The 25,205-nt window shown below is 40.6% G+C and carries 32 protein-coding genes; 30 read left to right on the forward strand and 2 right to left on the reverse strand.

Going from position 1 to position 25,205, the window contains the following annotated elements; genetic code table 11:
- Window positions 1–179: 179 nt before the first annotated feature.
- From R7P67_RS13385 to R7P67_RS13460, 15 genes are all read left to right on the forward strand, one after another.
- A complete protein-coding gene (locus R7P67_RS13385; RefSeq protein WP_053812759.1) occupies window positions 180–722 on the forward strand; it encodes a GNAT family N-acetyltransferase in 543 nt (180 codons plus the stop codon).
- Window positions 723–1,406: 684 nt separating this feature from the next.
- Window positions 1,407–2,588: a hypothetical protein gene (locus R7P67_RS13390; RefSeq protein WP_262653870.1), complete on the forward strand. Its 1,182-nt coding sequence runs from the start codon at window positions 1,407–1,409 to the stop codon at window positions 2,586–2,588.
- Window positions 2,589–2,719: 131 nt separating this feature from the next.
- Window positions 2,720–3,565 (forward strand): MBL fold metallo-hydrolase, encoded by an 846-nt coding sequence (locus R7P67_RS13395; protein ID WP_262653872.1) that lies wholly within the window; start codon window positions 2,720–2,722, stop codon window positions 3,563–3,565.
- 124 nt (window positions 3,566–3,689) lie between these two features.
- Window positions 3,690–4,037 (forward strand): hypothetical protein, encoded by a 348-nt coding sequence (locus tag R7P67_RS13400; RefSeq protein ID WP_213870749.1) that lies wholly within the window; start codon window positions 3,690–3,692, stop codon window positions 4,035–4,037.
- Between the two features lie 141 nt (window positions 4,038–4,178).
- Window positions 4,179–4,673: a GNAT family N-acetyltransferase gene (locus tag R7P67_RS13405; RefSeq protein ID WP_225466792.1), complete on the forward strand. Its 495-nt coding sequence runs from the start codon at window positions 4,179–4,181 to the stop codon at window positions 4,671–4,673.
- A 623-nt stretch (window positions 4,674–5,296) separates the two neighbouring features.
- Window positions 5,297–5,611: a hypothetical protein gene (locus R7P67_RS13410; RefSeq protein ID WP_230818582.1), complete on the forward strand. Its 315-nt coding sequence runs from the start codon at window positions 5,297–5,299 to the stop codon at window positions 5,609–5,611.
- Window positions 5,612–5,770: 159 nt separating this feature from the next.
- Window positions 5,771–6,484 carry a hypothetical protein gene (locus R7P67_RS13415; protein ID WP_262656489.1) on the forward strand — a complete coding sequence of 238 codons (714 nt, stop codon included), beginning with the start codon at window positions 5,771–5,773 and terminating at the stop codon, window positions 6,482–6,484.
- Window positions 6,485–6,701: 217 nt separating this feature from the next.
- Window positions 6,702–7,442 carry a hypothetical protein gene (locus R7P67_RS13425; RefSeq protein ID WP_239933178.1) on the forward strand — a complete coding sequence of 247 codons (741 nt, stop codon included), beginning with the start codon at window positions 6,702–6,704 and terminating at the stop codon, window positions 7,440–7,442.
- Window positions 7,443–7,556: 114 nt separating this feature from the next.
- Window positions 7,557–8,312, forward strand: coding sequence for a hypothetical protein (locus tag R7P67_RS13430; protein ID WP_262653879.1), 756 nt, complete (start codon window positions 7,557–7,559; stop codon window positions 8,310–8,312).
- Between the two features lie 134 nt (window positions 8,313–8,446).
- The gene (locus tag R7P67_RS13435) at window positions 8,447–8,869 is read left to right on the forward strand and encodes a hypothetical protein (RefSeq protein ID WP_262653880.1); all 423 of its coding nucleotides are present in this window, start codon (window positions 8,447–8,449) and stop codon (window positions 8,867–8,869) included.
- A 2-nt stretch (window positions 8,870–8,871) separates the two neighbouring features.
- Window positions 8,872–9,105 carry a hypothetical protein gene (locus tag R7P67_RS13440; RefSeq protein WP_006958828.1) on the forward strand — a complete coding sequence of 78 codons (234 nt, stop codon included), beginning with the start codon at window positions 8,872–8,874 and terminating at the stop codon, window positions 9,103–9,105.
- Window positions 9,106–9,295: 190 nt separating this feature from the next.
- Entirely contained in the window at window positions 9,296–9,553 is a 258-nt protein-coding gene (locus R7P67_RS13445) for a type II toxin-antitoxin system Phd/YefM family antitoxin (RefSeq protein WP_005448240.1), read from the forward strand.
- Window positions 9,541–9,864, forward strand: a complete 324-nt coding sequence (locus R7P67_RS13450; protein WP_262653885.1) for a type II toxin-antitoxin system RelE/ParE family toxin — start codon at window positions 9,541–9,543, stop codon at window positions 9,862–9,864. The genes R7P67_RS13445 and R7P67_RS13450 overlap by 13 nt, the downstream gene beginning before the upstream one ends.
- Window positions 9,865–10,005: 141 nt before the next feature.
- Complete coding sequence (locus R7P67_RS13455; protein ID WP_256903273.1) at window positions 10,006–10,794, forward strand: DUF2971 domain-containing protein; 789 nt, start codon at window positions 10,006–10,008, stop codon at window positions 10,792–10,794.
- Window positions 10,795–11,288: 494 nt separating this feature from the next.
- Window positions 11,289–11,759, forward strand: coding sequence for a hydrolase (locus tag R7P67_RS13460; protein WP_256903274.1), 471 nt, complete (start codon window positions 11,289–11,291; stop codon window positions 11,757–11,759).
- A gap of 200 nt (window positions 11,760–11,959) precedes the next feature.
- Here R7P67_RS13460 and R7P67_RS13465 read toward each other — a convergent pair whose 3' ends face one another.
- On the reverse strand, window positions 11,960–12,439 hold the full coding sequence (locus tag R7P67_RS13465) for a hypothetical protein (RefSeq protein ID WP_256903275.1): 480 nt from the start codon (window positions 12,437–12,439) through the stop codon (window positions 11,960–11,962).
- A gap of 267 nt (window positions 12,440–12,706) precedes the next feature.
- Here R7P67_RS13465 and R7P67_RS13470 point away from each other — a divergent pair, with 267 nt between their 5' ends.
- The 15 genes from R7P67_RS13470 (at window position 12,707) to R7P67_RS13540 (ending at window position 23,673) form a co-directional block, all read left to right on the forward strand.
- On the forward strand, window positions 12,707–13,228 hold the full coding sequence (locus R7P67_RS13470; RefSeq protein ID WP_031781316.1) for a GNAT family N-acetyltransferase: 522 nt from the start codon (window positions 12,707–12,709) through the stop codon (window positions 13,226–13,228).
- 104 nt (window positions 13,229–13,332) lie between these two features.
- Entirely contained in the window at window positions 13,333–13,734 is a 402-nt protein-coding gene (locus R7P67_RS13475; protein ID WP_262653889.1) for a DUF2007 domain-containing protein, read from the forward strand.
- 143 nt (window positions 13,735–13,877) lie between these two features.
- Window positions 13,878–14,486 carry a pyridoxamine 5'-phosphate oxidase family protein gene (locus tag R7P67_RS13480; RefSeq protein WP_262653891.1) on the forward strand — a complete coding sequence of 203 codons (609 nt, stop codon included), beginning with the start codon at window positions 13,878–13,880 and terminating at the stop codon, window positions 14,484–14,486.
- A gap of 141 nt (window positions 14,487–14,627) precedes the next feature.
- Window positions 14,628–15,041 carry an RDD family protein gene (locus R7P67_RS13485; protein ID WP_021707760.1) on the forward strand — a complete coding sequence of 138 codons (414 nt, stop codon included), beginning with the start codon at window positions 14,628–14,630 and terminating at the stop codon, window positions 15,039–15,041.
- 143 nt (window positions 15,042–15,184) lie between these two features.
- On the forward strand, window positions 15,185–15,748 hold the full coding sequence (locus R7P67_RS13490) for a sugar O-acetyltransferase (RefSeq protein ID WP_053306980.1): 564 nt from the start codon (window positions 15,185–15,187) through the stop codon (window positions 15,746–15,748).
- A gap of 253 nt (window positions 15,749–16,001) precedes the next feature.
- A complete protein-coding gene (locus tag R7P67_RS13495) occupies window positions 16,002–16,547 on the forward strand; it encodes a GNAT family N-acetyltransferase (protein ID WP_262653893.1) in 546 nt (181 codons plus the stop codon).
- Window positions 16,548–16,689: 142 nt separating this feature from the next.
- On the forward strand, window positions 16,690–17,331 hold the full coding sequence (locus R7P67_RS13500) for an alanine--tRNA ligase-related protein (protein ID WP_005377082.1): 642 nt from the start codon (window positions 16,690–16,692) through the stop codon (window positions 17,329–17,331).
- A gap of 137 nt (window positions 17,332–17,468) precedes the next feature.
- Entirely contained in the window at window positions 17,469–17,756 is a 288-nt protein-coding gene (locus tag R7P67_RS13505; protein WP_158173947.1) for a putative quinol monooxygenase, read from the forward strand.
- Between the two features lie 143 nt (window positions 17,757–17,899).
- Window positions 17,900–18,196, forward strand: a complete 297-nt coding sequence (locus tag R7P67_RS13510) for an antibiotic biosynthesis monooxygenase family protein (protein WP_031781322.1) — start codon at window positions 17,900–17,902, stop codon at window positions 18,194–18,196.
- An 81-nt stretch (window positions 18,197–18,277) separates the two neighbouring features.
- Complete coding sequence (locus R7P67_RS13515; RefSeq protein ID WP_151514848.1) at window positions 18,278–18,883, forward strand: hypothetical protein; 606 nt, start codon at window positions 18,278–18,280, stop codon at window positions 18,881–18,883.
- A 97-nt stretch (window positions 18,884–18,980) separates the two neighbouring features.
- A complete protein-coding gene (locus tag R7P67_RS13520; RefSeq protein ID WP_005387184.1) occupies window positions 18,981–19,334 on the forward strand; it encodes a DUF1428 domain-containing protein in 354 nt (117 codons plus the stop codon).
- 129 nt (window positions 19,335–19,463) lie between these two features.
- Window positions 19,464–20,090, forward strand: a complete 627-nt coding sequence (locus tag R7P67_RS13525) for a LysE family translocator (protein ID WP_151514847.1) — start codon at window positions 19,464–19,466, stop codon at window positions 20,088–20,090.
- A gap of 327 nt (window positions 20,091–20,417) precedes the next feature.
- A complete protein-coding gene (locus R7P67_RS13530; protein ID WP_033907480.1) occupies window positions 20,418–21,044 on the forward strand; it encodes a LysE family translocator in 627 nt (208 codons plus the stop codon).
- Window positions 21,045–21,213: 169 nt separating this feature from the next.
- Window positions 21,214–21,678, forward strand: coding sequence for a DUF2846 domain-containing protein (locus R7P67_RS13535; RefSeq protein ID WP_005377099.1), 465 nt, complete (start codon window positions 21,214–21,216; stop codon window positions 21,676–21,678).
- Window positions 21,679–22,014: 336 nt separating this feature from the next.
- On the forward strand, window positions 22,015–23,673 hold the full coding sequence (locus R7P67_RS13540) for an autotransporter assembly complex protein TamA (RefSeq protein WP_246543053.1): 1,659 nt from the start codon (window positions 22,015–22,017) through the stop codon (window positions 23,671–23,673).
- Window positions 23,674–23,731: 58 nt separating this feature from the next.
- Here R7P67_RS13540 and R7P67_RS13545 read toward each other — a convergent pair whose 3' ends face one another.
- Window positions 23,732–25,183, reverse strand: coding sequence for a phospholipase D family protein (locus tag R7P67_RS13545; protein ID WP_318086001.1), 1,452 nt, complete (start codon window positions 25,181–25,183; stop codon window positions 23,732–23,734).
- Window positions 25,184–25,205: the final 22 nt, after the last annotated feature.

The raw sequence follows: 25,205 nt of genomic DNA on the forward strand, positions 1-25,205 counted from the left end.
ATTTGAACAGCAAGTGTTGGCACTGAAAAAATTCGTATAACAAATTGTTCAAGAGTGATTCGGCACGCGTGGCATTTTTACTATGCGTTGGCTTTAGTGGTTAAGGTGTTATGCGGAACCTTCGGTATTGCGTGCCTCACACCTTAACAAGGCGTTAGGCTTCAAGGAGGAAGTTGTTAGTGCTGAAACGACACTGGACATCAGAAAATCTGGTCTTCTCTGAGTTTTCAAATGATGAGGCGCATTTAGCCAAGTCAATTTTTGACAGTAACTCAAACGTAAAGGTATTGGATCCAACGTTTAGAGAATGGCCTTTAGCTGAATATGAAAAACTGATCAATGAAAGTTGTCGGTCAAAATTACCTGATGACCAAGAAGCATTTTACCTAAGAAAAATCAGTACCAAGAAAGATGAGGTGGTTGGTTATGTGCAGTTGGAATTTCATGCTCCTTCTGACGGTACTCTTTGGCTCCCAATGTTAACTATTCTCCCGAGTTTTAAAGGTAAGGGCTTAGGCTCAGAAATTGTTAGTAGTGTCATCGCAGTAGCCCGTGAATATACAAAGATTCAGCGCCTAGGTTTAAATGTTTATGTGGAAAACATCCCTGCTTTTAGGTTCTGGTACAAACAAGGTTTCACACAAATCCGGGCTTTCGAGCCAGAAATAGAATTAGGCAAAGAGTACAATTGCTTAGTGTTATATCGTGAGTTAGAAGCCTAACAAAGCGTTCAAGAGTGACTCACAACGCGTGGCATTTTTGATTTGCGTTGAGCTAAGTGACTACGGTGCTTTGCTGAAGCTTTTGTATTGCGTTGTTCGCACCTTAACGCGGCGTTAGCACTGGGTTGGCATCAAAGGCTAAAAGTTTCTGTTTTTATTGGTTTCTTTTCCTCGCTTTACACCTGATCAAATGTGCCTTTCAGGTTCGCTCCGGTGGCACTAGATGTGAAGTTTTCGCTTTGAGTTTATCGTTTACGGTTTCTAACTTTCGGGCTATTTCTCTGGCGTGGTTTCTTTGGTGCTGAGAAATTTTCGGTAAAACAAGCGTTTCTTTGTCGTTGTTGTTCAAGTTCGAAGCCCGTATTCTTTGCTAAATTGAAGGCGGTGAAAAAGTGCAGTTTCGCATGTTTTTCTTCTAGCCAACTTACGTCTTGAAGTTTGTTTTTAGTTTGGCAGTTGTCCGTTTGGTTTCAGTGTTTTAAGCCATAAATTTAGTGCTATATTTCAATGCGTTGGTGTGTTTCAAAGGCTTTATGGGCGCGTGCTAACAAACAATTCAAGGGGGATTCGTAACGCGTGGCATTTTTACTATGCGTTAATTTTAGTGATTAAGGTGGTTTGCAGCGGCGTCGGTGTTGCGTTACTCACCCCTTAATTGGGCGTTAGAAAATTTGGAGAGTTCTGGTGTTTGAAAAAGTTGTACTTAGACGCTCAGAGAGCGGTATTCCCGTAACCAAAGGGGAGATCGCTGAGGCGTTATTGTTTTATCAAAATATTCACATCATTATTGACTACGCAAGTTTTCATGGTCTTGTAACTCAACTAGGCATGGATCTATTCTTGAGGCTACTTGCTTTACCATGTGTAACTGCGGTGTATACGGAAGAAATCCTGTCAACCTACAATGACAATAATGAGTTTTTGTATGCGGCAATAAAGTTTGTTGGGGATCAAGAGCGAGGGGAGTTACACAGCCGAAAGAAAAGGCTTCAATACCGAATTGAAAAAATGGGTTTTGATAGAAAGAAAGCTTTGAAATACGCAGAACGTTTTTTAAATCTAGTATCAAAACATGATCTATCAAGTGACCATTTTGTGAAAAATGGTATTACACGCAGCGCTAGAATACAACTTCAAGACCAAGAGTATGTTAATCAATGTGCTCAAAAGATTGTTTCCAATCAATTAGGTAAAGAAGAGATTGATAGTCGTTTGTTCTTAAATGTTGATTTCCTTAAGAACACAGAAAAATTTAAGATACACAGCAATATCGATTTTGATTTTATTACTTTTAAATCAAAGCGCCTTAATCCGAATTGTGGTGACTTCAACCAAGCTACCTTATTGAACCAAATTTTGGAATCTCATGCAGATCTATTGCTTTCATCACATTATGGAGGTGACTTTTTTAGCTCATCAGTTTCATCCCAATTGACTAATATAAAATTCTCTCAGGCAACTAAGAGGACTGAGTTAAACAAAAGTGAACTAGCTTCTTTCAAACATGTGGTTTTAAATGACTTTCCTTCAGTGAAGGAAGTAATAGACTCTGATAGACGATCATTTTCAGAATTTCTAAAATTATTAGAAAAATCTGACAGGTTTAAAAAATGGACAGTTGGAGTTAATCCTGATGTTGGCGTGGTTTCTGAATACCTAAGTGAGTTGGGTGGGCAGCACTGGTTGGAAAGAACCCCCGGAAAAACAATAAGGTATGCTTTGGGCTCAATGATATCTGCTTTTGAGCCATTTACTGGCTCGGCTTTGTCAATAGCAGACACACTAATTACTGACAAACTAGCTGTAGGTTGGAAGCCTAACCATTTTGTAAACAAGCACGTAAAACCATTTCTTAACGAGGAATAAATTTTCTAACAAAGCATTTAAGAGTGATTCCTTACGCTTGGCAGTTTCGCTTCGCTCAAGTATAGCCAAGCGTCGTCACACCTTAATGCGGCGTTAAGCGTACACATCGGAACCGATGTCTAAAGGAAACTATGAAAATAACAACATTAGTGGATAACACTCGGCTGGACGGTAGGCAAGATTTGGCTGTTGAGCGTGGGTTATCATTACATATTGAAACTGAATCATTGAATATACTATTTGATATGGTTGGAGGAGATACGTTTTGTCAAAATGCGCCTCTACTAGGTGTTGATATCGAACGCGTTGATATTGCGGTTATATCGCATCGGCACCATGATCACTGTAATGGTGCTGTAGATTTTGTTTCTCACAATTCTAAAGCCAACGTGTTTTTGAAAGATTGCGAAGAAAAAAACTACTATTTTCGTGCTTATGGCTTCAAAAATGATGTTGGTATCAATACAGATTTACTAAAAGACAGCTATGAGCGGCTCGTATTCGTTAACCAAACAACTGAAATTGCGCCTAATGTATTTGTTATTACTGATATAAGTACCAAACACGAAAAGCCAAAAGGGAACCGGTATCTATATACGCAATCTCAAAATGGATGGGAACCCGATACATTTGACCATGAATTACTACTAGTGATAAAAGAGCACGACGGTTTAGTTATATTTACTGGTTGTGCTCATAGTGGAGTTCTTAATATGGTTGACACTGCTGTTAGCTATTTTCCGAGTGAGAGAGTTAAAGCAGTCGTTGGGGGCTTTCACCTAGTTGGGTTGCCACTATTCGATAGTATCGGTGGGACTAAGCAAGACATCAAAGACCTTGGTCGCGCATTGTTACAATACCCCATTGATAAACTGTATACAGGGCACTGCACAGGTAAGAAGGCTTATGGTCTGCTAAAAGGAGTACTCGGAGAACGTTTAGAGGCAATCCCCACGGGAAGCTGTATTAATGTATAGCGAAAAGTACGCTTAACAAAGCATTTAAGAGTGATTCGCAACGCTTGCCGTTTTCGTTTCACTCAAAGTATAGGCAAGCGCCGCTCACACCTTAATGCGGCGTTAGCTGGTGCATGAGATTAGTATGGATATCAATAATGTAGATTTTGCAGATGAAGTTGTATCTAGTTTCAGTTATGACTCTATAAGTAAAGAAATGCAGCTTACTTTCCATTCTTTTATGCATAAGGGAAAGTCGGTTACTAAATCGCACACTCTAACAATTAGTTCCTGGTTGGAGGCGCAGAGTAGAAGATGGGAATCCACTGCGTTTGATGATTTTGAACAACACTTGGGGGTACCGAGTCTTTTGCTTAATTTCAGTTTTCAGGACGATCTTTGTTCTTTGGTCATTAATACGGTAGATGATCGTTACATTGAGTTAAAGTTTTATAAAGCTCAAATTGAGTTTGGTGAAAGTATCATCAGCTAACAAGGCGTTTAAGGCGGATTCACAACGCTTGGCGGTTTCAGTTCCGGTCAGGTTTAGTGTTTAAGGTACTAAGGTTTTGGTTTGGTGGTTGGCGTTGTTCACCACTTAACGCGGCGTTATGTGCTTATGAGGAAAATTGACATGGAAGTGATAGAGGCCAACCCTGATTTGGCCCCAATATTAGCGAGTTATGCGAAAGAATGCCTAGAATCGGGTATTCCAAAATATTCGGGTGTGGAGCAAGATCCGACAGCTTATTTGTCAGGTTTGGTCGAACGTTCAAAGGCAATCTCCGAGTTACCAAAGGGATATTTACCTAGTACAACTTACTATTGTGTATCGAACTCCGAAATTTTAGGTGCAATCCGAGTTCGCAAAGGTACTAATGCCAACGTAGAAAATATCATTGGTCATGTCGGCTACGAAACTAGACCGTCAGCTCGTGGTAAGGGTGTAGCCTCATTTCTGCTTGCTTGGGTGCGAGACCATGTTGTCACTGATTCAGTTATTGTTACTTGCTCAATTGACAATCCTGCATCTCAAAAGGTCATTGAAAACTGTGGTGGTGAATACCTCGGTAACTACACAGATGAGAGTGAGGGTACGGTAAGGCGTTACCGTTTAGCGCGCACATAACAAAGCATTCAAGAGTGATTCGCAACGCTTGGCAGTTTCGCTTCGCTCAAGTATAGCCAAGCGCCGCTCACACCTTAATGCGGCGTTAGTTGCCAACGAGAAAAACGGTACCTAAAGCAGAATGTTTCGGGCTAATGTCCGTGTGTTTCTGGCTAGGTTTTCGTATTTCAATTTCTAGTTATTAGTTATTAGGTGTTGTGGAAATCGTGCTTTGGCTCCTTGCGCGATTTGGGCTTTCTGTTTCAGAAGCTGATTAGCGTGTTGAAAGCCTGCTCTGCAGCATTGTCGTTCCAAAAGGTGTGTTTGGTGTTCAAAGTCCGTTTTCTGCGGCGTTGTAAATTCCAAGTGGTTTCAGTGACAGGCGCTTTGAAACTGCGCCTGATTTGAGTTTTCCAACATACGTAAAGCAAGTGTTGGCAAAACGGTAATCGGCTTCAAATCAAAGCTTTAGGTTTGGCAACTAACAAAGCATTCAAGAGGGATTCACAACGCTTGGCAGTTTTGGTTTTAATTAGCTTAAGTGTTTACGACACAATGGTTTAGGTTTGGTGGTGGCGTTGTTCACCCCTTAATGCGGCGTTATGAGCTAAAGGGTAATTAGGAGAATAGTTCTGTTGATCAGTATGGCTGTTTTTTGTGTCATTGTGGGTTTCTACTTTTGGTATGGAGAAAGTGATACGTCGGTAAAGGAAGCTGGTATTGCAATGCTTGCCTATATTGCGTATACGATTTTGTATTTGTTTGTTCCGCCTTTCCCTTTGGGCACGTCATCACAAATGGGGCAATTATACGGTTTTGTGCCACTGTTATCTTTTGGGGCCATTTTATTTCCTCATTTCAATACACAATCACCGGAAACAATAACACGAACAATCGGTTGGGTTGGCCTTATCACAGTTGCGCTTATCCTCGTTTGTTTCAAACTTTTTGTCTGGTAAGTGGGCAACGTAAGTACGCTCATAACAAACTGTTTAAGAGGGATTCGCAACGCGTGGCATTTTCACTATGCGTTGGTTTTAGTGTTTAAGGCGGCATGCGGCGGCATCAGTATTGTGTTGCTCACCCCTTAACAGGGCGTTAGCTGAAACGGGAACATTATGATATTTACAAGTTCACAAAATGATGGTGAGCACGGAATTATCTATGATCGTGAATTAACGGGCTATTCCTATAAAGGAACACCAGTTGAATTATGGCTTAGCAGATATTCTGGATATGATACGTTTGATGAATATAGTGCTCAGATTGTTACTTGCGATGACAAATGTGAAGAACTAGCTGCAAGTGGTGATAGAAAGAGTCTTTATGCTGTCCTAAATTGGGCAAGAAAAACTATAGATGGTCAACCTCACGTATTTGGGGAAACGGATTTAAGGCATAAAAAAGCATTGGCAGCAATTCACGGTGAAGGGGCAGAGCTATATATAGCGGGCTACCTTATGCTCGAGTTTGGTTATGTTGTTTCGCTAGCTAGTCCAAACATGCCTGGTTATGATCTGCTTGTCGTAAATCCCATCAATGGTAAGAGTTGTAAACTTCAAGTGAAATTTAGAACAAGTCATAACTCAACGTTTAAAATGAATGGATATGATTTCGACTTCCTCGTTGTAGTTGATAAACCTAAGCATACACACGTTACGGTTGATGCAGCTGACGGTAGTCAGGAGTTTCGAGCTGTTGCTAAGTTCAATACTTGGATAGTCAACCAAGGCGATGTGAAAAGTAATTGTGAGACTTTTGGTTATTTAAAGAACCCTCGAAAACAATCCTACTTTCATAACTGGCAGGAAGTTGTAGGTTTTCTCTCTTGATCGTTGAACTAGAATTTCAGCTAACAAACTGTTTAAGAGGGATTCGCAACGCGTGGCATTTTCACTGTGCGTTGGTTTTAGTGTTTAAGGTGGTCTGCGGCAGGTTCGGTATTACGTTGCTCACCCCTTAACAGGGCGTTAGGCTTTGTAATTAAGCAATTCATTTATTTATCATGGTACGATGTGCCAAAATTTGTTGTAAATTCGGATAGAAACAATGCTTAATAAACTTTTAACTTCACTTATAGCAAGCTTTTTATTATCAGGATGTGTCTACTCCGTCCATACTTCTAAGCTTGATACTCCAGTCAAAAAACCAGCTTTCGAAGGTCAGTTAACAACTGGTTTCCACTCTGAAATGTCGATCGATAATAGCGAAAAAATGGTTTCCATTGGTGATGACCTGTTTAATGTTGCTCGTTACAACAAGACGGTTAATGTTTATGAAGTTATTCCATTTTCTAGTCCTACAAATACTCGCTTCCCACAGAATCAGCAGTGGGTAGCAACTCACAAATATAACGATGGAGTATCTGGTGATCTTCTTGTGTATACGACGCCTGCATATCACCGTAGTCAAATTGGTATCATTTTGGACGACGATTATTCTCTTTCTACGTCAAAACCATTGGTGCAGCTAAGTGGTGCAAAAGAGGGGCGTCGTTGGAAATTAATAGGGCAGGGTAAGTTTTTTTCACTAAGGGAACAATCTAGCCGAAAGACTGAAGAGCCAACGTGGGGTTTAAGATTTGGCGGCGTTCAATCTGGTATGTATGTTTTTGAAATTGTGAATCGCTCTGAGTCGACGGTAACTGAAGTTCTACAAACAGTAAAAGTCACGGAACAAGACTTTATGGCCGGCTTTGTTGTACGAAACGTGTTTGTGAAAGGTACTCGAAGCTATAAATCTGGTGTAATTGGGTTTAAGGCTAAGGACCTGAAGGCAGCCAAAGCCTAACAAAGCATTTAAGAGTGATTCGCAGCGCTTGGCAGTTTCGCTTCGCTCAAGTATAGCCAAGCGCTGCTCACACCTTAATGCGGCGTTATAAATCAATTGAGGATTCATCGAAGAATGAAAGATATTGTTAAGTCTATAAAAGATAATGCGACATCTAGGCTTAAAATTCCTGTTGTAGGGGCGTTTGTACTTGCTTGGACAGTGCTAAACATTAATGGTGTATCACTGTTTCTGCTCGTAGATTCAACAACAAAAATTGAGATGGTTAAAGGAAAAAGTTGGGGGCTAATTGATGACTTCGTACTTCCTCTACTAGTTGCGGTCACGTACCTATTAGTTCTTCCTTTGCTAAATATGTTTTATGAATTCATTAATGATGGTCTAATCAATTTTCATCGAAATCGTCAGAGAAATATAACGGCAAAGAAGTTAGCAACACAGAAAAAGGAAACTGTAATTGCCGAGATAGAGTCAGATAAGACGTATCTACAAAAGCTAAAAGACAAGGACATTGATAATTGGCTAGAACAAAGAACAGCCCGAAATAATGAATTTATTGCCTTAAAAGAAAGATACTCAAAGTTAGTTACGGACTCTGCTGAAGATAAACGGAAGTCACTTGCTGAACTGTCAGAAACTAAAAGCCAGTTGTTTTCAATGCAATCCGAGCACGGGAATCTTGAAAAAGATCAACAAAAGAAACGGTTAGCTGTAGAACAAACGACCGATCAGTTGGAAACATTATTGAAGAGTATCGAAAATAGAGGTAGCGATGGGCAATTGACCGCTACTGATATGAAAAATATCAGAAAACTTATAGATTCTTTGCGCCTTGAGTTCTTTATATGGGATGAGGAAATACCGTTCTAGTGTGTTTGATTTATAACAAAGCATTTAAGAGTGATTCCCAACGCTTGGCATTTTTCATTCCATCGTTGGGTTTTGTGTTTACGGTGGTAAGGTTTAGTTTCGTGGTAGCGTTGCTCACACCTTAATGCGGCGTTATGTTTATCGGAGGAATGATGCCTGAATATGCTTTATTAAATAATGTTGTCGACCATATGGAAGAGCATGGTCATACATATAAAACCGTTCATCTCGATATAGACGAAAAATTGGTTCAAGAGATTAACGAGGTTAACAAAGGTAAGTCCACTCTTGAACAACTAGAAAAAGCGGCGGACAAGTGCTTAGCGCATGAATGGCTTAAGCATGCGTATTTAGGTGGTGGTAAGTACAACGGATTACAAATAACACCTAAAGGAATTGGTGTTGCTCGCTCTAAAAAGCGTTCGGATGAACTTAAGGCAAACAGGTCGTTTTTGAAGAAAACCTCAGATTACATAGAGGAACACAAGGGGCTTTTTGTTGTTCTAGGCTTTCTTCTAGCGCTAGCGACGCTTGGTCTTAAAGTGATGGAGTTTTAATAATGGATGACAGCAACTTTACTGTTGAACTTAAATGTCTGTTTTGTGACTGCCCATTAGAGGGGGAACCCGATCAGGAATTTTCTTCAGGGGACTTAATAAAATGTCAAAACTGTAACGAATTAAATGATTACGATGCGTTGTTAGACGTAGCGGCAGAAGAGGGGCTGACAATAGTTCAAGCACACTTAGACGACCATTTAAAAAAGACATTTGGTAAGCTCTTTAAAAAATAAACATAACAAATTGTTCAAGAGGGATTCGCAACGCGTGGTATTTTTACTATGCGTTGGCTTTAGTGAGTGGCATGCGGTAGCATCGGTATTGCGTTGCTTACCCCTTAACAAGGCGTTAGCCGTCATGGAGCTTGCTATACTAAAAGTGATAGAATAGTATCACTTTTAGTATTCCTTTGGAGCAGCTCTCATGAAAGTAGAACTAGTTACATCACTCAAACGTCAAGCAACTAAGATCCTCGCCGATCTCCACGACACCAAAGAACCAGTGTTAATTACTGAGCATGGTAAGCCGTCCGCGTATCTCGTTGATGTTGATGATTACGAGTTTATGCAAAATCGTTTAGCTATTCTTGAGGGTATTGCACGAGGTGAGCGTGCACTAGCTGACGGTAAAGTGGTAAGTCATGATGAAGCCAAGGACAAAATGTCAAAATGGCTGAAATAATCTGGACTGAACCAGCGTTGTCTGACCTCAACGATATCGCTGAATACATCGCACTTGAAAATATCGTAGCTGCGAAGCAGTTAGTGCAAACGATCTTCTCTAAAGTCGAACGCCTACAAACTTTCCCAGAGTCAGGTCGTATTCCACCCGAGCTAGAACATTTAAGTTATCGTGAAGTTGTCGTTAATCCATGTCGTGTTTTCTATAAACAAGACGGTGACAAAGTGTTTATTCTTCTTGTTATGCGTGCAGAGAGAGATTTGCGTAAGTTCTTGTTGAGTAAGCAATCACCTTTGGGAATGAGCGGCTAACAATCTGTTTAAGAGTGATTCGCAACGCTTGGCATTTTTACTATGCGTTGCGTCTAGTGTTTAAGGTGATATGCGGCGGTTTTAGTATTGCGTTGCTCACACCTTAACAGGGCGTTAGCACTCTTTGGAAGGAATAAAATATTGCTTTATAAATATCTATCTTTATCTTCATTATCATATAAAAGCATTATTTGTGACCAGCAAGTATACTTTGCTTCTGTTATGAGCATGAACGATCCGTTCGAGGGGCTACCAAGCTATAAACTGCCTACCCGACAAGAGGTGAAAAATCACCTAATTGAGAAAGGTGCAAAACGTAAAAATATAAATAAGTTATTACCTCGTGCAATGGAAGATATGAGGCATAATTATGATCGCGCTCGAACGGTGGATGAGGCATATGCGTCCGAAACTGGATTACTATGTATGACGCCACATCGAGACAACCTTCTAATGTGGAGCCATTATGCGGACTCTCATCAAGGTATTTGTATTGGTTTTGACATAAAGAGGCCATATGACGTTGAATTTGGTGTTGGTTATGATGTTGAGTACACCGAGAAGTATCCTGAAATTTGTCTTTTGCAACGCGACTGGTTGTACACAGAGGCTAAGGTAGGGAGAACTCTGATGAATCAGCAAGCTCGTGAAGACTTAATGACAAAGCAATTTTATACAAAGTCTAAAGAGTGGTCATATGAAGATGAGGTTCGATTCGTGAGACCTCCTTATGGCGAAGGCGTCGGCTTAATGCCTTTTCGTAAATCTCAAATTAAGGAAGTTATCATTGGGTGCAGGGTGCCAGAAAACAAAAAAGAAGAAATCATAGCTTTAGTTACAAAACATTGCCCAACCACAGATATTATTCAGTCTCACGTATCGAAACATGAATATGGATTGACTTTCGAGTCGCTTTCAACAGCGTGCTAACAAAGCATTTAAGAGTGATTCGCAACGCTTGGCAGTTTCGCTTCGCTCAAGTATAGCCAAGCGTCGCTCACACCTTAATGCGGCGTTAACTGGCACAGAAAATACGAAAGCACATTGATACGGTTTCTAGGTTCGGAGGTTTAGCGTGTTCGGTCGGTTTCCTTAGCTGAGGTAATGCGACTAATTTCAGTTTGGTACTTAAGTTTACTGATGTGAAAGGCGGCATAAAGCCTTCTAATAATATAAGGCGTTCGCGATTAGTTCGGCGCACTTACATCGCCGAAGTATGGTGTTGTGAGACGCATTTCAAACTAAAGATCAACGGTAATTTTTTTGTTAAACACATATTTGAGTTAGCTTTGCTAATCATTAATTAGCAAAACGAGCTTTGGCGAAAGTGGCTGAAAAATCGGCGAAAACTGAAATGCGCTCAGTTAACAAACTGTTCAAGAGGGATTCGCAACGCGTGGCATCTTCACTATGCGTTGGTTTAAGTGATTAAGGTGGTATGCGGCGGCATTGGTATTGCGTTGCTCACCCCCTTAACAGGGCGTTATGTGCTTTGGGAGAAAATGGAAATGGATATTCCCGACAGATTCAAAAATGTAAGATACGTTTCATCCCGCATTCCGGGTTGCAAAGATGATTCAGACTTAACGCTTGGAGCTAACTGTCAGGTCTTTGCTTATAACCTGCTCAGAGACTTCGGTCTAAATCCACCTAACTACCGTTCTAGTGAATGGTGGGATGACTCGGAGTTTAGTGAGGTGGTCACTGAGTTTAAGCCGCTAGATATCATGATGTACAACGACTTTACTGACTCATACGGAGCACACGTTGGGGTGTATGTCGGTAATGGACTCGTCTACCACCTTTCTTTATCCAATGGCGTACCCATGTTTGAGCGCCATTTAGACTTACTTCAACAAAGTAAGTATCAGTTTTTATTGGCGCTAAGCGTATAAAACAGTTTGGTGCATAACGTAAGTACGCACATAACAAACTGTTCAAGAGGGATTCGCAACGCGTGTCATTTTCACCATGCGTTGATTTTAGTGATTAAGGCGGCTTGCGGCGGCTTTTGTATTGCGTTGCTCACCCCTTAGCTGGGCGTTAGCCTTATTACGGGGAATTGAAGCCCTCAGCAGAGGACTCCCGATATAAATCACGGTTTAAAAACGTGGTCTAAAACTGCAATATGATACGCATTTACTTGTCCCCAACGTTCATCAGGAACTTTATTGATCTTACCTCCAATTTTTTGGGTGTAAGCTCTAGCTTCCAACCCTTTAGCTTTTGCTAAGGTCAGAATGATTGGGATATTTTTAGAGTTACAATAAGCGATAACTGTGTAGTAATCCTTATCTCCAAATTTATGCTCTAATGCAGCATTTGCCGCTTTAAATGCATCGTCGGCTTTTTGATTGGCTTTTGTAACTTCGGCATTTGTTCTAGAAATGTGAGCTTGTGTATTTAACTGAGCCTTTTCTAAGTTGTTAATTCGTTGGTCATGTTGAACTAGCAAATTAGCTTGGTTTAATAGTTGCTCCGCCGATGATAGTACTCTCTGTGCTTCGAAATATGCATCTGCCAATTGTTCTTGGACTTGCCATGAAAAATCATCGGTAAATGCTTTTACCAACATTGAGTACCCACGTTGTGTAATTAAAATAATTCCAGATGGCGGAATAGGGTGTGGGTAAGAAGCTGCAAATGCTTGGTCCGTAGGCATTGCTATGAAGTAGTGTTTGTTCTTAAGCAACTTCGATTGGTTTGCAGTAAAAATGTTGTAAGTAGTGTTTTGAGAAACTCTATGTTATTTGTCAATGTCCCACAAGGTTAGGACACGCTCGGAGTTAAACTCAACGACAGGGATCGTAACCAAAAGGTCATTAATACTCAAAGGTCAAATATGGATATTTACCCAGAAATCGAGTTATCTAAAGCGCAGCATAATGCAATTGAAGCTCTTAGAAACAAGTCGTTTCCTGAACACCAAGTTACTCGCTCTTACTATAAGCAACTCCCGCATATGAGAGTTCTGAATTACGAAGGTGATCAGTTAGTTGGTTACATGGGATTAGACTACAGAGCTGTTCGCGTTGGTGATGAAATTTATAAAGTATTAGGTGTGAGTGACTTTTGTGTCGAGAGCACAGTTCAAAGACAAGGTATTGGCACAAAAATGTTGTCTCAACTCAGCGAGTATGCGTCCACTAAAGATGTCGACTTCATCATTTTAGTCTCCGATTTGGAGCGTTTTTATGTGGCTAATGGTTATATGCGTCTTAACTCTCTAAGTTCTTGGTTGCGAGTTCACGAACATAAAAATTACGGTGTCGCTGTAGAGCAACTAGATGATTTATATGTTAAACCTATCAGCGGTAAAACTTGGGCTGTTGGTCATATAGATTGGTTAGGGTATATGTATTAGTCTGTAGTGGGCTAATAAATTGTTCAAAAAGAAATACTACACATGGCACTTCCAATTAGCGTTTCTTATACCTTACGAGCGCGTTTTCCCACAAGGAGTAATATGTGATTGTAGTAGCAAGGTTTTCTTTTCCTCATGAAGCGCATATTGCGAGAGCAAGCCTAGATAGTGTCGGAATAGAAAGTTACATCGCTGACGAGCACACGGTAAATACTCAGTGTCTTTATTCAAATGCAATAGGCGGCGTCCGTCTGATGGTGGCCGAAAGTGATGCAGAAGATGCGAAACAAATACTTAGTAGCGATTTCTCAGAATCATTGGGAAATGAAGTTGACGTTGATGAAGAAAAAGACGTTTGCCCTAAATGTAGTAGTAAAGATCTATTTGTATTTACAAAAGGTAAACGCCCAGCTTTCTTAGTTTTTATTTTACTGGGTTTTCCACTGTTTTTTTACAAGCATGGTTATAAGTGTAAGCAGTGTGGGGAGTTTAGTGAAAAACTTTAAATCTTTAGGTAACAAGGCATTAAAGAGATAACTTGTACTCGTAGTATTTTTACGATGAGTTAGGTCTAGTGCCTATACAAGAAGTCAGAGTTACTGCTTGCTTACAAGCAAAGCATTATACGATAGTGAAGGAACAACATTGAATGAGTGAAATTAAAACAATAGAGCAGTTAAAAGAAATTTACGCAGAGCCAAGTGCGAGAGCTAAAAATAAAGCGCTGCCTGTGCTGGATGTTCATGCGATTACATTAATTAATAATTGCCATTTTGCAGTTCTAAGTACCGCTGATTCACAAGGGTATATCGATCTCTCTCCTAAAGGAGGGGAGCCTGGCTTCGTAAAAGTTTTAGATGAATCAACATTGTTGCTCCCTGATAGCTCGGGGAACAATCGTATAGATAGTCTAAAAAATATCATTAGTAACCCCAAGGTAGGGTTGTTATTGATGGTAAATGGTATTGATGAAGTGCTCCGTATTAAAGGAATCGCAAGTATTCACACCGACTTCAACTTGATATCTGCTTGCCCCGATGGAAGTAAAGATCCTAAGGTTGTTATCAAAATAGTCATAGAGAGTATGTACTTTCATTGTGCGAAAGCGGTGATGAGAGGGAAACTTTGGTCTGATGACTATAAAGTAAATCGCTCAATTCTCCCTTCATTAGCTCAAATCTTTAAAGATCAACAAAAGTTAGAAAGTAAAGCGCTTAATCAAGAAGAGATGTTGAAGTATTACCAATCTAGCCTTTAGAACGAGCTTGGTAATATATTGAAAAGATAGCAAAATCAGGTTCGACCGTGCTCTGCGGAAGTATGGATTAGGTTTAGTGGGGATGTTACTGTCTCAATAGCGTTAGTTCACAAATAAACAATTGTTAGTCCAAATTTTAAAATGAAAAATGCAGAAAAATTTACTCTAGAAAATTACGTTTTGGCTAGTCCGGGAGTTAGGTGTGTTGGACAAATGATTGATCTTTTTGTCAGTTTTAGCATTTTTACTCTCGTTTTATGGGTCGGCTTAGAAATCGGTATTGAAAAAGAGCTTGTGCGCGCTACAGCAGTAACTGCGACTGTATCGTATTACCTTTTTTCTGATTGTTTACCAAATGGTCAAAGTGTGGGTAAAAAACTTTTGGGCATTGCAGTTATAAGTGCAAGAACGGGTAAAAAGTGCAATATTTTTCAGTCGCTCTTTCGAAATGTTATTACTCCATTCTTAGGTTTTATTGACTCAATTTTCATTCTTGGTAAAAAGAGGCAACGGCTCGGTGATAAGTTAGTGAGAACGGTGGTGGTAGTGCACTAGTTTGTTGAAAAAATTGATAGCGCTGAGGACTTGCGTTCAAGTCGGGCTTTGTTTTCGTGGTGGAGCAGCCTTGCTTAGGTGGTAGCGTTACTCACATACTTAATGTAGCGTTGTAAGAAAATTGGTATTGGAGTCCAAGTTTTATGTCAGAAAAAGAGAAAATGTTAGCAGGTGAGCTTTATGACCCAAGTGATGAAGAGTTATTAAAGTTAAGGTTGAGCGCTAGGTTACTAACTGAAAAATTGAATGCTACCTCTGTTGAGCATAAACAAAAGCGAGTTGAAATAACTAAGCACTTGTTCGGCACAACAGGTGACGATATTCATGTTGAATCTTCTTTCAATTGCGACTACGGATCCAACATTCACGTTGGAGATAATTTCTACGCTAATTTTGGTTGTGTGATTTTGGATGTTGCGGAAGTTAAGTTTGGTGATAACTGTTTACTTGGGCCTCAAGTTGGAATTTATACTGCGACTCATCCCTTAGATCCTATCGAGAGGAACAGTGGTTTAGAGCTAGCAAAGCCCATAAACATTGGTGACAATTGTTGGATAGGTGGCCATGCCGTAATCAACCCCGGCGTAACACTTGGGAACAACGTGGTGGTAGCCTCTGGCGCAGTCGTTACAAAGAGTTTTGGAGACAATGTCGTTGTTGGTGGCAACCCAGCCAGAGTACTGAAGGAAATCGTCACTAAGCGATAATAAAGTATATGGACTATTTTGAGCCTGAGTTTAGGACTTATGATCAACTCACCCCAAGCTTTGATGCGTTCAGCGGTTACTTGTTGACGCACTTGAATGTCTAAAATTTGCTTCAATATAGAATCGTTACACGTGGCGCTTTTGCCGTGCGTTGAGCTTGTTTAAAAGTCTCATACGAAATCATTTGTATTACGTGTCTCATACTTTTATTGGATTTTCGTCACCAATAACAAACCAAAAGGCTGGCTCCAAAATGTTAGTAACAAAGATTGAAACGGAACGATTAATTCTAAGAGAGCTAGTTGAAGATGATGCAAGCGAATTGTTTGACATCTTCTCAGACCATGAGGTCATGAAATATTGGAACTCTGGCCCTTGGGTTTCAATTGAAGAAGCGCGGACATTTATAGCCAAGAGTACACAGGCCATGAATAGCAATACAGAAGTGACACTAGGCATCTTCCTAAAGAGCAATGGCCAACTTCTGGGTAAGATAATGCTGTTTAATCACGTGAAAGAGTCTAGGCGCGCAGAAATTGGCTTTGGCGTTAGTCGTCATTTCTGGGGTAAAGGCATTGTATTAGAGGTGGGAACTGCATTAATCGAACACGCATTCAAAACACTGAATTTACGTCGAATCGAGGCTGAGATAGATCCAGACAATGCTTCTTCAGGTAAAGTCTTGGAACGGTTAGGTTTTATAAAGGAAGGTTTCCTTAGGCAGCGTTGGGAAGTGAATGGAGTAGTCTCAGATTCAGCAATTTACGGGTTGTTAGCTAAACCCCTGGACAGCGTTTAGTACCCAGCCTTAAAAGCATCTAATAGATCTAGCCTGCTCGTACTCAATACACAGCCTTACACTTGACGGCGAGGTTTCTTGAATTGACTTGGTGGTCACAGAATGTACTATCACGGATAGGACTTACTGCAAGGATAGCAGCATGAGCGAGAAATTGTTTTGGGTTAATCCCTACCAAACAGAACTTAACTCAAGAGTGACCAATGTAGACGGAAATAAGGTTGAATTGGACCAGACTATCTTCTTTGCAGAGTCTGGAGGCCAAGAGAGTGATAAAGGAACGATTAATGGTATTCCGGTTTTGATTGCTCAAAAGTTAGGTGTTCGACTTATTTACACATTGGAATCCTCTCCAAATTTTACTCTTGGTGACATTGTAACTACGAATATTGATTGGAAGCGTAGATATGCCTTAATGAAGCTACACTTTGCGGCTGAAGTGGTGCTCGAGATGTTTTATCAGCGTCGGGAAGGCATTGTTAAGATAGGCGCGCATATTTCTGAAAATAAGAGTCGCATAGATTTCGAGTGGTCTGAAAGTATTGGCCCGCTATTGAAAGAAATTGAAACTGATGTGCAAGATTTGATTAACTCTGATTCAGTTATTATTAGTGACTTTTCCGATCAAGAGAGTGAAAGAAGGTATTGGAGAGTGGATGGGTTTGCGCAAGTGCCTTGCGGTGGCACTCACTTAAAGCGCACATCAGAAGTCGGCCAAATTCAATTAAAACGCAAGAACATCGGTAAAGGCAAAGAAAGGGTAGAGATAACCTTATGCTCGTAAGTCGATAGGGCATTAGAAATAGATTCCTAACACGTGGCATTTAATTCATGGTGAGATTCACATTTGCGATATGAAGGTTGAGATTGAGGGCGTGTTGGCTACTTCTGAACGAAAGGTTACAGGGGTGAGAGGATGATATGTCGAAAGTAACATTGAAAGGCTTTATTTTAGTTCCGGAAAAGGATTTAGAATTAGTAAAACATGAGTTAATAATTCACAAAAGGCTCACGTTAGAAGAGTCGGGCTGCCTTACTTTTCTTGTGACTCAAAGCTCGACTAATCCGTTTCGTTTTGATGTCTATGAGGAGTTCGTCGACAAAGCCTCTTTTAAACAACATCAGGAAAGAGTTCAAGCCTCACATTGGGGAAAAGTAACAGCCAATGTTAAACGGCAATACGAAATCTTTGAATGTGTGCATGACTAATCGAATCGGAGTGATTTAGAGCGTTTACGCTTTGTTTTTTAGATTGCTCTACGCTCTACTATGTTGCTTTATTCATCTATTAACCTGGCTTAGTGTTCTTAATGCTTTGCCGTATTAAATCTAGAAATTTTAATGGAAGTGTTATGTTTAGAGTTGTGTATGAATGGCGTGTGCCAAGTGAAAAAATGGATGAGTTTCAAAATATATGGCGTTCGACGACAGATTCAATTCATGAGTCAGTAGATGGGGCGCTTGGTAGTTTTATGCTTCGTTCTTACGATGTACCGGAAAAGGTTTTAACTATTGCCAAGTGGCGAACACGTGAAGACTGGGAGCGGTTTTGGGGAACTAGTAACCCAGAAAAAATGAAGAAGATGAGTGAAATTGCAGAGCGTATTTCAGTTGAACCATTCGATGAAATTGAAGATAGAACTAAGTAGGGCAATAGAAACGTTAAAGTGGTGCCTAATGAACAGTTTGGCGGATAATATGAAAGACAGCCTTAACCAAGGAATAGGGTTATGCAGATTTTAATCGTTGGAGGTAGTAAGGGGCTAGGAAGGTTCTTGGCTACGAACTTACAGGGTACAGAAATTTATGCGATTTCTAGATCAAAGCTAGTTGAGGAGGGAGTCGCTTCTGTTTGTATTGACGTTGATCCCGATAAAAAACCAGATTACACGTGCTTCAAAGGTGTAGAGTTTGACATCATAGTTTATTTGGCGTCGATGTGGGGAGAGTCTTCAGAATTGACAACAAACGAACTGATTGAGTTTATGAATGTTGGCCCGATTGGGTATCTTAATTTAGTCAATGAGCTTAACGCTTTAGGTTCACTTAACGATAAATGCAATATTGTATCTATTGGCTCTACAGCAGAGCTTTCAGAAAGTAGTGAATACCCTGCATTCGCCCTCAGTAAAAGATTACTCAAAGATATTTCTAGCCAGCTGCAAAACGTTTATCGTGATTACCGCTTTACTCATTTTACAATAGGTGGGATCGGGCATGCTGAAGAGGAACGTATTGAGTATTCGAGTGTTTTGGAGATTATAAATATGCTAACTAAGCTTGATCCAAACACATACCTTTCAAATATGTATATAAAGTCCAAGCTAGGAATGTAGCTCTCAAGCTGTATTACGTACCTGCTCCTATGGTTTGGCATCATGTGCATTCTTTTTATTGAGCTATGGTTATAACTCCAATGAAAGGAGTTTACTTATGTCATACATTGATGGTTTTGTCGCTGCAGTACCGACAGCGAATAAAGAAAAGTATATCGCACACGCAAAAATAGCAGCAGAAATGTTCAGGGAGTTTGGGGCCTTAAAGGTTGTTGAGACGTGGGGGAGTGAAGTACCAGATGGTGAGATCACATCATTTCCCATGGCAGTTAACGCTGAAAGCAACGAAACCGTTGTGTTTTCGTGGGTAGTCTGGCCTTCAAAAGAAGTTCGAGACTCAGGGTGGCTGCGGATTATGGGTGATCCTCGAATGAGTCCAGATAATAACCCAATGCCCTTTGATGGAAAGCGTCTCATTTATGGCGGATTTGATGTTATTTTGGAGCAGTAAAATACCAAAGAATCTCAACTCGATTCGTGACACTTGGTGTTTTAATCAGTATTACGCTTCTGATGTACGTTCAATAGAGTATTCCGCGATAAGTGTTGATAAAACTCCATTTGGAGGCTTAGAGTAAAAATGGAAGAGATAAATTATTCACTGATTGTCGTATCAGCTATCGCTGCCATCGCTAGCCCCGGACCTGCAACTCTTGCGATAGCAGGCACGTCAATGAACCACGGTCGGCGCTTTGGTGGGTATTTGGCTGCAGGTGTTTTAACGGGGTCTTTATTTTGGTCAACCTCAGCCGCTTTTGGTCTCGCAACCATACTCTATAGCAATGTTTGGCTTTTTGAAATTCTTAGATATTGTGGGGCATTTTATCTTTTATATTTGGCTTTAAAGTCCGTACATTCTGCCTGCAACATCGAGCAGCTAAAGTTACCCAAAACATACGTAACGACAAAGAAGGGTAACTACTTAACCGGAGTGTTAATTCACTTAACTAACCCAAAGGCTATTCTGTTTTTCGGTGCGCTTTATTCGATAGGGGTTCCTCCTACGGCCAGTCCGTTGGAATTGTTGTCGGTCATTTTTGTTGTAGGGCTGGTTAGTGCTTTGGTTTTCTTTGGCTATGCTTTTCTTTTCGCGTATAAAAAGGTCAGGCAAACCTATCTCAGATCCAAAGCAGTTTTTGAAGGCGTGTTCGCGTTATTTTTTGGTGCGGCAAGTATTAAGTTGCTGCTTAGTGAGGCAGGAAAATGAAGCACAAAAGGCTTGAAGAAATAAGAATAGATAATCTATCTGATTTGACGGTCTATTAAGTATACTAAGTAGCCGATTTGTTAACTTCCATAAGAGCTGCTGGCTAGAAAAAGCTTACAACCAAACGATGCTAAATATTATCATTCAAAGGGCTAACAAAGGCCCATAATTTAATTCGTATCACTGTTCATGATTGTGCTCTTCGCGCAGTGCTGTAGTATTAGTAACGTGTTGTTAATACTAAATATAACCAATTGAAACCTGGACGTTGCATTACTTGTAGTTCGATGAAATGTTATCCCGCAAGACGTTAATTTGGAGAAAAGAATGGATTCAAACTCACTATTATTATTTGTTGTCGCTTGTCTCGCTATCAACATGATTCCTGGACCTGATGTAATTTATATTGTTTCCAATACAATGAAAGGTAAATTATCTGCTGGGCTGAAAGCGGCTCTGGGGCTTGGTATTGGTTACTTTTTTCATACACTAGCGGCATGTTTAGGTTTGTCAGCAATAATTCTGAGTTCATCTTTGGCTTTTAGCGTTGTTAAATGGTTAGGGGCCGCTTACCTAGTTTATTTAGGTGTTCAGTCATTACTGTCTATGTGGCGTGGAGAAAGTAAAATCGTTGAAAACAAAAATGTTGATAATAATAAAAATGTGTTTGTTCAGGGGGTTATCGTCAGCGTCTTGAATCCAAAAGTAGCGCTATTCTTTCTCTCGTTTCTGCCTCAATTTATTGATACGTCTGCAAGCTCAACATCAATGCAATTATTAGTACTTGGCTTGCTGTTCAGCGTACTTGCGACGACATGTAACGTTTTGTACGCATCTGTGGGTAATTGGGTATTTAGTCGTCCACACTCTCAGCGTTATTCAAGAACTCTTGAAGGTGTTTCAGGTATTCTACTTATCAGTCTAGCGAGTAAAGTGGCATTTAGTGATCGTTAGATACAGGGCATTTTATTCTCGTGATTATTATATGGCTAATGTTTGCTCAATCTATACGCTAAATGAGTGCTATTGCATAGGTTGAATCACAAATTTCAAAAATACCAATAAGTGAACGTATTTATTTATAGTATGGTTGGCGCGATTTTATCGTAGCTAGGTTAATAACATGAAAAATAAAGTAATTCTGTGTTCCGCATTCCTTTTGGGTTTGTCAGGTTGTGCTTCTGTTCCTACTGTTGATTCGACAGTATCAAATCAAATGAAATCATTTGAAGCACCTCAAAAGGGGAACGCAGGGATTTACATTTACCGAGAAGATGCTTTTGTCGGAGCAGCGCTTAAAAAGTATGTTTACGTCGATGGGGAATGTATTGGTGAAACCGCTCCTGGTGTATTCTTCTACCATGAGGTCGAAGGCAATAAAGAACATCAAGTAAGTACAGAGTCTGAGTTTTCTGAAAATCACTTAACTATCTTAACGGAAGAGGGCCGTAATTATTTCGTTAATCAATACATTAAAATGGGTGTATTTGTTGGTGGTGCGGGCGTAGAACTCGTAGACGAAAGCAAAGGTAAAGCAGAAGTACTAAAAGTCGACATGGCAGAAAAAGGAAACTGTTCTTCGATCTAGTTTTACAAACAGACCGCTTTTTAGATTAAAAAACACATTATCAATGTAACCCAACGCTTGATGAGATCCATTCAGCGTTGGGTTTTGTATTTTTGGCAAACAGTATACCTATTTCAGACCGCATGATTTGCCACCTCCTAGCTTGAGCCCACTTATTGTTCAAAGAATCTACTTGTGAAACGTGAATTTTCGAGAGGATTTCGTAGGGAGCAATCCTACAAACGCGATTAACAGATATGCCATTCCATCATTAACCTTGTCGAGTGTATTGCTAAACTAGGTAGCGGTGTGTCTCCTCTCATTAAACAAATAATAGGTATATCAGTTTTAGCTTCTATGCCTTTACATCATGCACTCGGAGCGCAATTTAAAATCAAAGGGCTAACACCAATATTAGAGAAAAATCTTGAAAGTCACCTTACACCACTAACGAAACTCTCTGTTTCAAACATTACCTCAAATCGACTAACGCAGATGGTTAATAATGCGTTAAACCCTTATGGCTACTATCATTCCGAGCTCAATGTTCGGAGATCAGAGAATGATCTCATCACGCTTGAGGTTGACGCGGGGGAGGTTATGTTGGTCAAAAAATCTAATATTGCTGTGTCGGGAGAGGCCAGTAACGATCAAGATTTCATCGAACTAATTAATCAAGCTCAACTTAAACAAGGGCAGCCGTTGCTTCATTCTGAGTACGACACGCTAAAACGAAACTTGATTTCATTGGCTCAGCAAAAAGGTTACTTAGATGGACGTTTTATCGAATCGTCTTTGGAAGTCATTCCAAGTTTGAATCAAGCTCATGTGAATCTGCATTTCTCTAGTGGTTCTCGTTACCAATTTGGAGAGCTCTCTGTCCTTACGTCGGGTATCGAAACGGCTCGAATAGAAGCGATGAGAACATTTGAGTGGGGCGACGATTTTGACACTTTGAAATTGAGTCAATATCAGGCCGATCTCTCCAGTACTGATTGGTTTCGCAGTGTGATTGTGAAAGCGGATTTCGAGGAGGTATCCGATGGTCATAAGGTGCCGATAGAAGTGCTAGCAGAGCCGAATTCACGCAATATTGTGCAAGTCGGCGGTGGGTATTCGACAGACTTGGGGTTACGCGCTTCGCTGAATTGGAGCAAGCCTTGGTATAACGCACGTGGACACAGTTTTGAGGCACAAGCGTACGCTTCCAAACCGGAACAATCGCTATTACTTGGTTACAAAATTCCCACACAAAATGTTCTAACGGATTACTACGGGATTCAGTTTGAATCTAAGCATGTCGACTATCGAGACACATCGAGTTTTTCTAATGATTTATCGTTTGAAAAACACTGGCAGTTAGACAGTGATTGGCAAAGCACCATGCACGTTCGTTATTTGCAAGAGAGTTATCGACAAGCGTCGGAGAATAACGAATCACAGTTGTTATTACCGGGGGTGACATTTTCACTGCTTGATCGTAAGAACGATCAATTAGAAGTAAAGCACCGTCACGTCTACTCATTGGAATACTCAGACCCCAATTTTTTCTCGGATTCTCGTTTGCTACGTATTGAGGGCAATAGTGTTCTGTCTTGGGACATTAGTGAAAAACACAAGTTTCACTTTCGTTCTAATGTTGGCATTAATGTCGCTGACACTTTGAGCGATATTCCATCATCATTACGTTTCTTTGCGGGAGGTGATGGCAATCTTCGTGGTTATGGTTATGAGTCTATCTCTCCGAGAGATGAAAATGGCGATTTAACCGGTGCTCGTTACATGTTTACTGCTGGGCTGGAATATCAATATCAGGTCTACCGCCAATTGTGGCTTGGGGCATTTTATGATGTCGGTGATGCCTTCAACGATAGGGTGGATTGGAAAAGCGGTACAGGGTTGAGTTTGATATGGAGCTCAAAATACGTGCCCGTCAAAGTGGATTTTGCTTACGGTTTAGATGCTCCTCAAGGAGACCAATTCCGCGTTCACTTTTCGCTAGGCACGCAGTTTTAGCGGGCATTAAAAAGGCTCTCATCCTTGCAGATAGAGAGCCTTTTTAAGTCTTGATTGTTTAGAGTTCGAACTCACCATTCAGTTTCTTGAATATCCAGTTAGGCGCCTTATGCCATCCACCATAGTTTGGATTCTTAGTATGGATCTCATTCATTGATTGCCACTGAGTTTGGCCTTGTCCATCTCGAGATACTCGCCAAAACAGTTCATCTTGTTGTCGAGTTAAGTAGTGCATGACATGTTCTGCAAAGGCTTCGCTTTGGACCAACACACCAAATTCCACATTGAGGAAATCCGATCTTGGGTCGAAGTTTGATGAGCCGATATAAGTCAGCCGATCATCGAGTATCACCGTCTTATTGTGATAATAAGTATCCGCATGGAAGTAATGGTCATCATTTTTCGCTTGGTTTTTGTACTCAAGTATATGAACGCCCTTATCCAACAAGGTTTGGCGGTGCTCCTCGTAATAAGCCGGAATAAAGCCAGAATCATTAGAGGCAGACGAGTTCGTCATTAACGTGATGTCCGCTTTTTGCTCCATCAAGGTATCAATAAAGGCAAATTCACCATCACTTGGTACCACATAAGGCGTTGATATCACTGCTTTGGATGCAGAGGTTATTTGTTGCCAAACTTGGTGTTCTGTACGTTTTCTAAAGTAGGGTTTGTTGTTTTCTAACTTGTTTAATGAGTCGAAAAAGGGGGTGACTTGCGCAGCGATGAAGTCGGGACTGGTCAGGTGTTTAACCTGTTTTTCAACTTCAGCCAGAATGATGCTTTTGTCTTTCTCACCTTTATTAAGCGCTTTAGTAAACGCGGAATAGTTTGGGGTAACGTTAACGATGTTTTCTATTGGCGTGACATGCTCGCTGTCCCAAAGCTGTTGGTAGTTTTGGTCGAATGCTCGAATAATGCTGCCTTTGAACAAGACATCCATATCAAAGAAGTTGGCTTTACGGCTGTAACCAAAATAGTCGTCGCCAATGTTACGTCCACCTAGAATCATCCATTGATGGTCGACGTTGAAGTACTTCTCGTGCAGACGATTGTCCAAACGTTGTTGATGAGTAGAGAAGTTGACAGCGCGACCAATCCAACCTGACTTACGTGAATCAAACGGATTGAATAGACGGATTTGAATGTTGTCGTGAGCACTGAGATCAGCAAGCCATTTCTCGTTAAACACCAATAAATCATCGAGAGTGAGTCGAACTTGCACGCCACGATCTGCTGCTTGTTTGAGTTCATTGAGTAGCATCAAACCAAGCGTGTCACTCTCCCAAGAAAAGTAAGTCATATCGATGCTTTGCTGAGCATTTCTTACCAGCTCAACGCGACGCGCAAAGGCTTCCGGAGCGGTAGGAATTAAGTAAACTTTGGCTTGATGCTGAGTAGTTTGCCAATTGGCTTCAAAATCCGGTTCAACTTGAGGGTAGGGCTGAGCACAGCCAACTAATAGTGCACTGAAGATAAAGAGTAGCAGAGCACGGAGGGCGTTAGGAAACATGAGTAAACCTTCCTAATTATGT

The sequence above is a fragment of the Vibrio sp. Vb0937 genome (assembly GCF_033338855.1).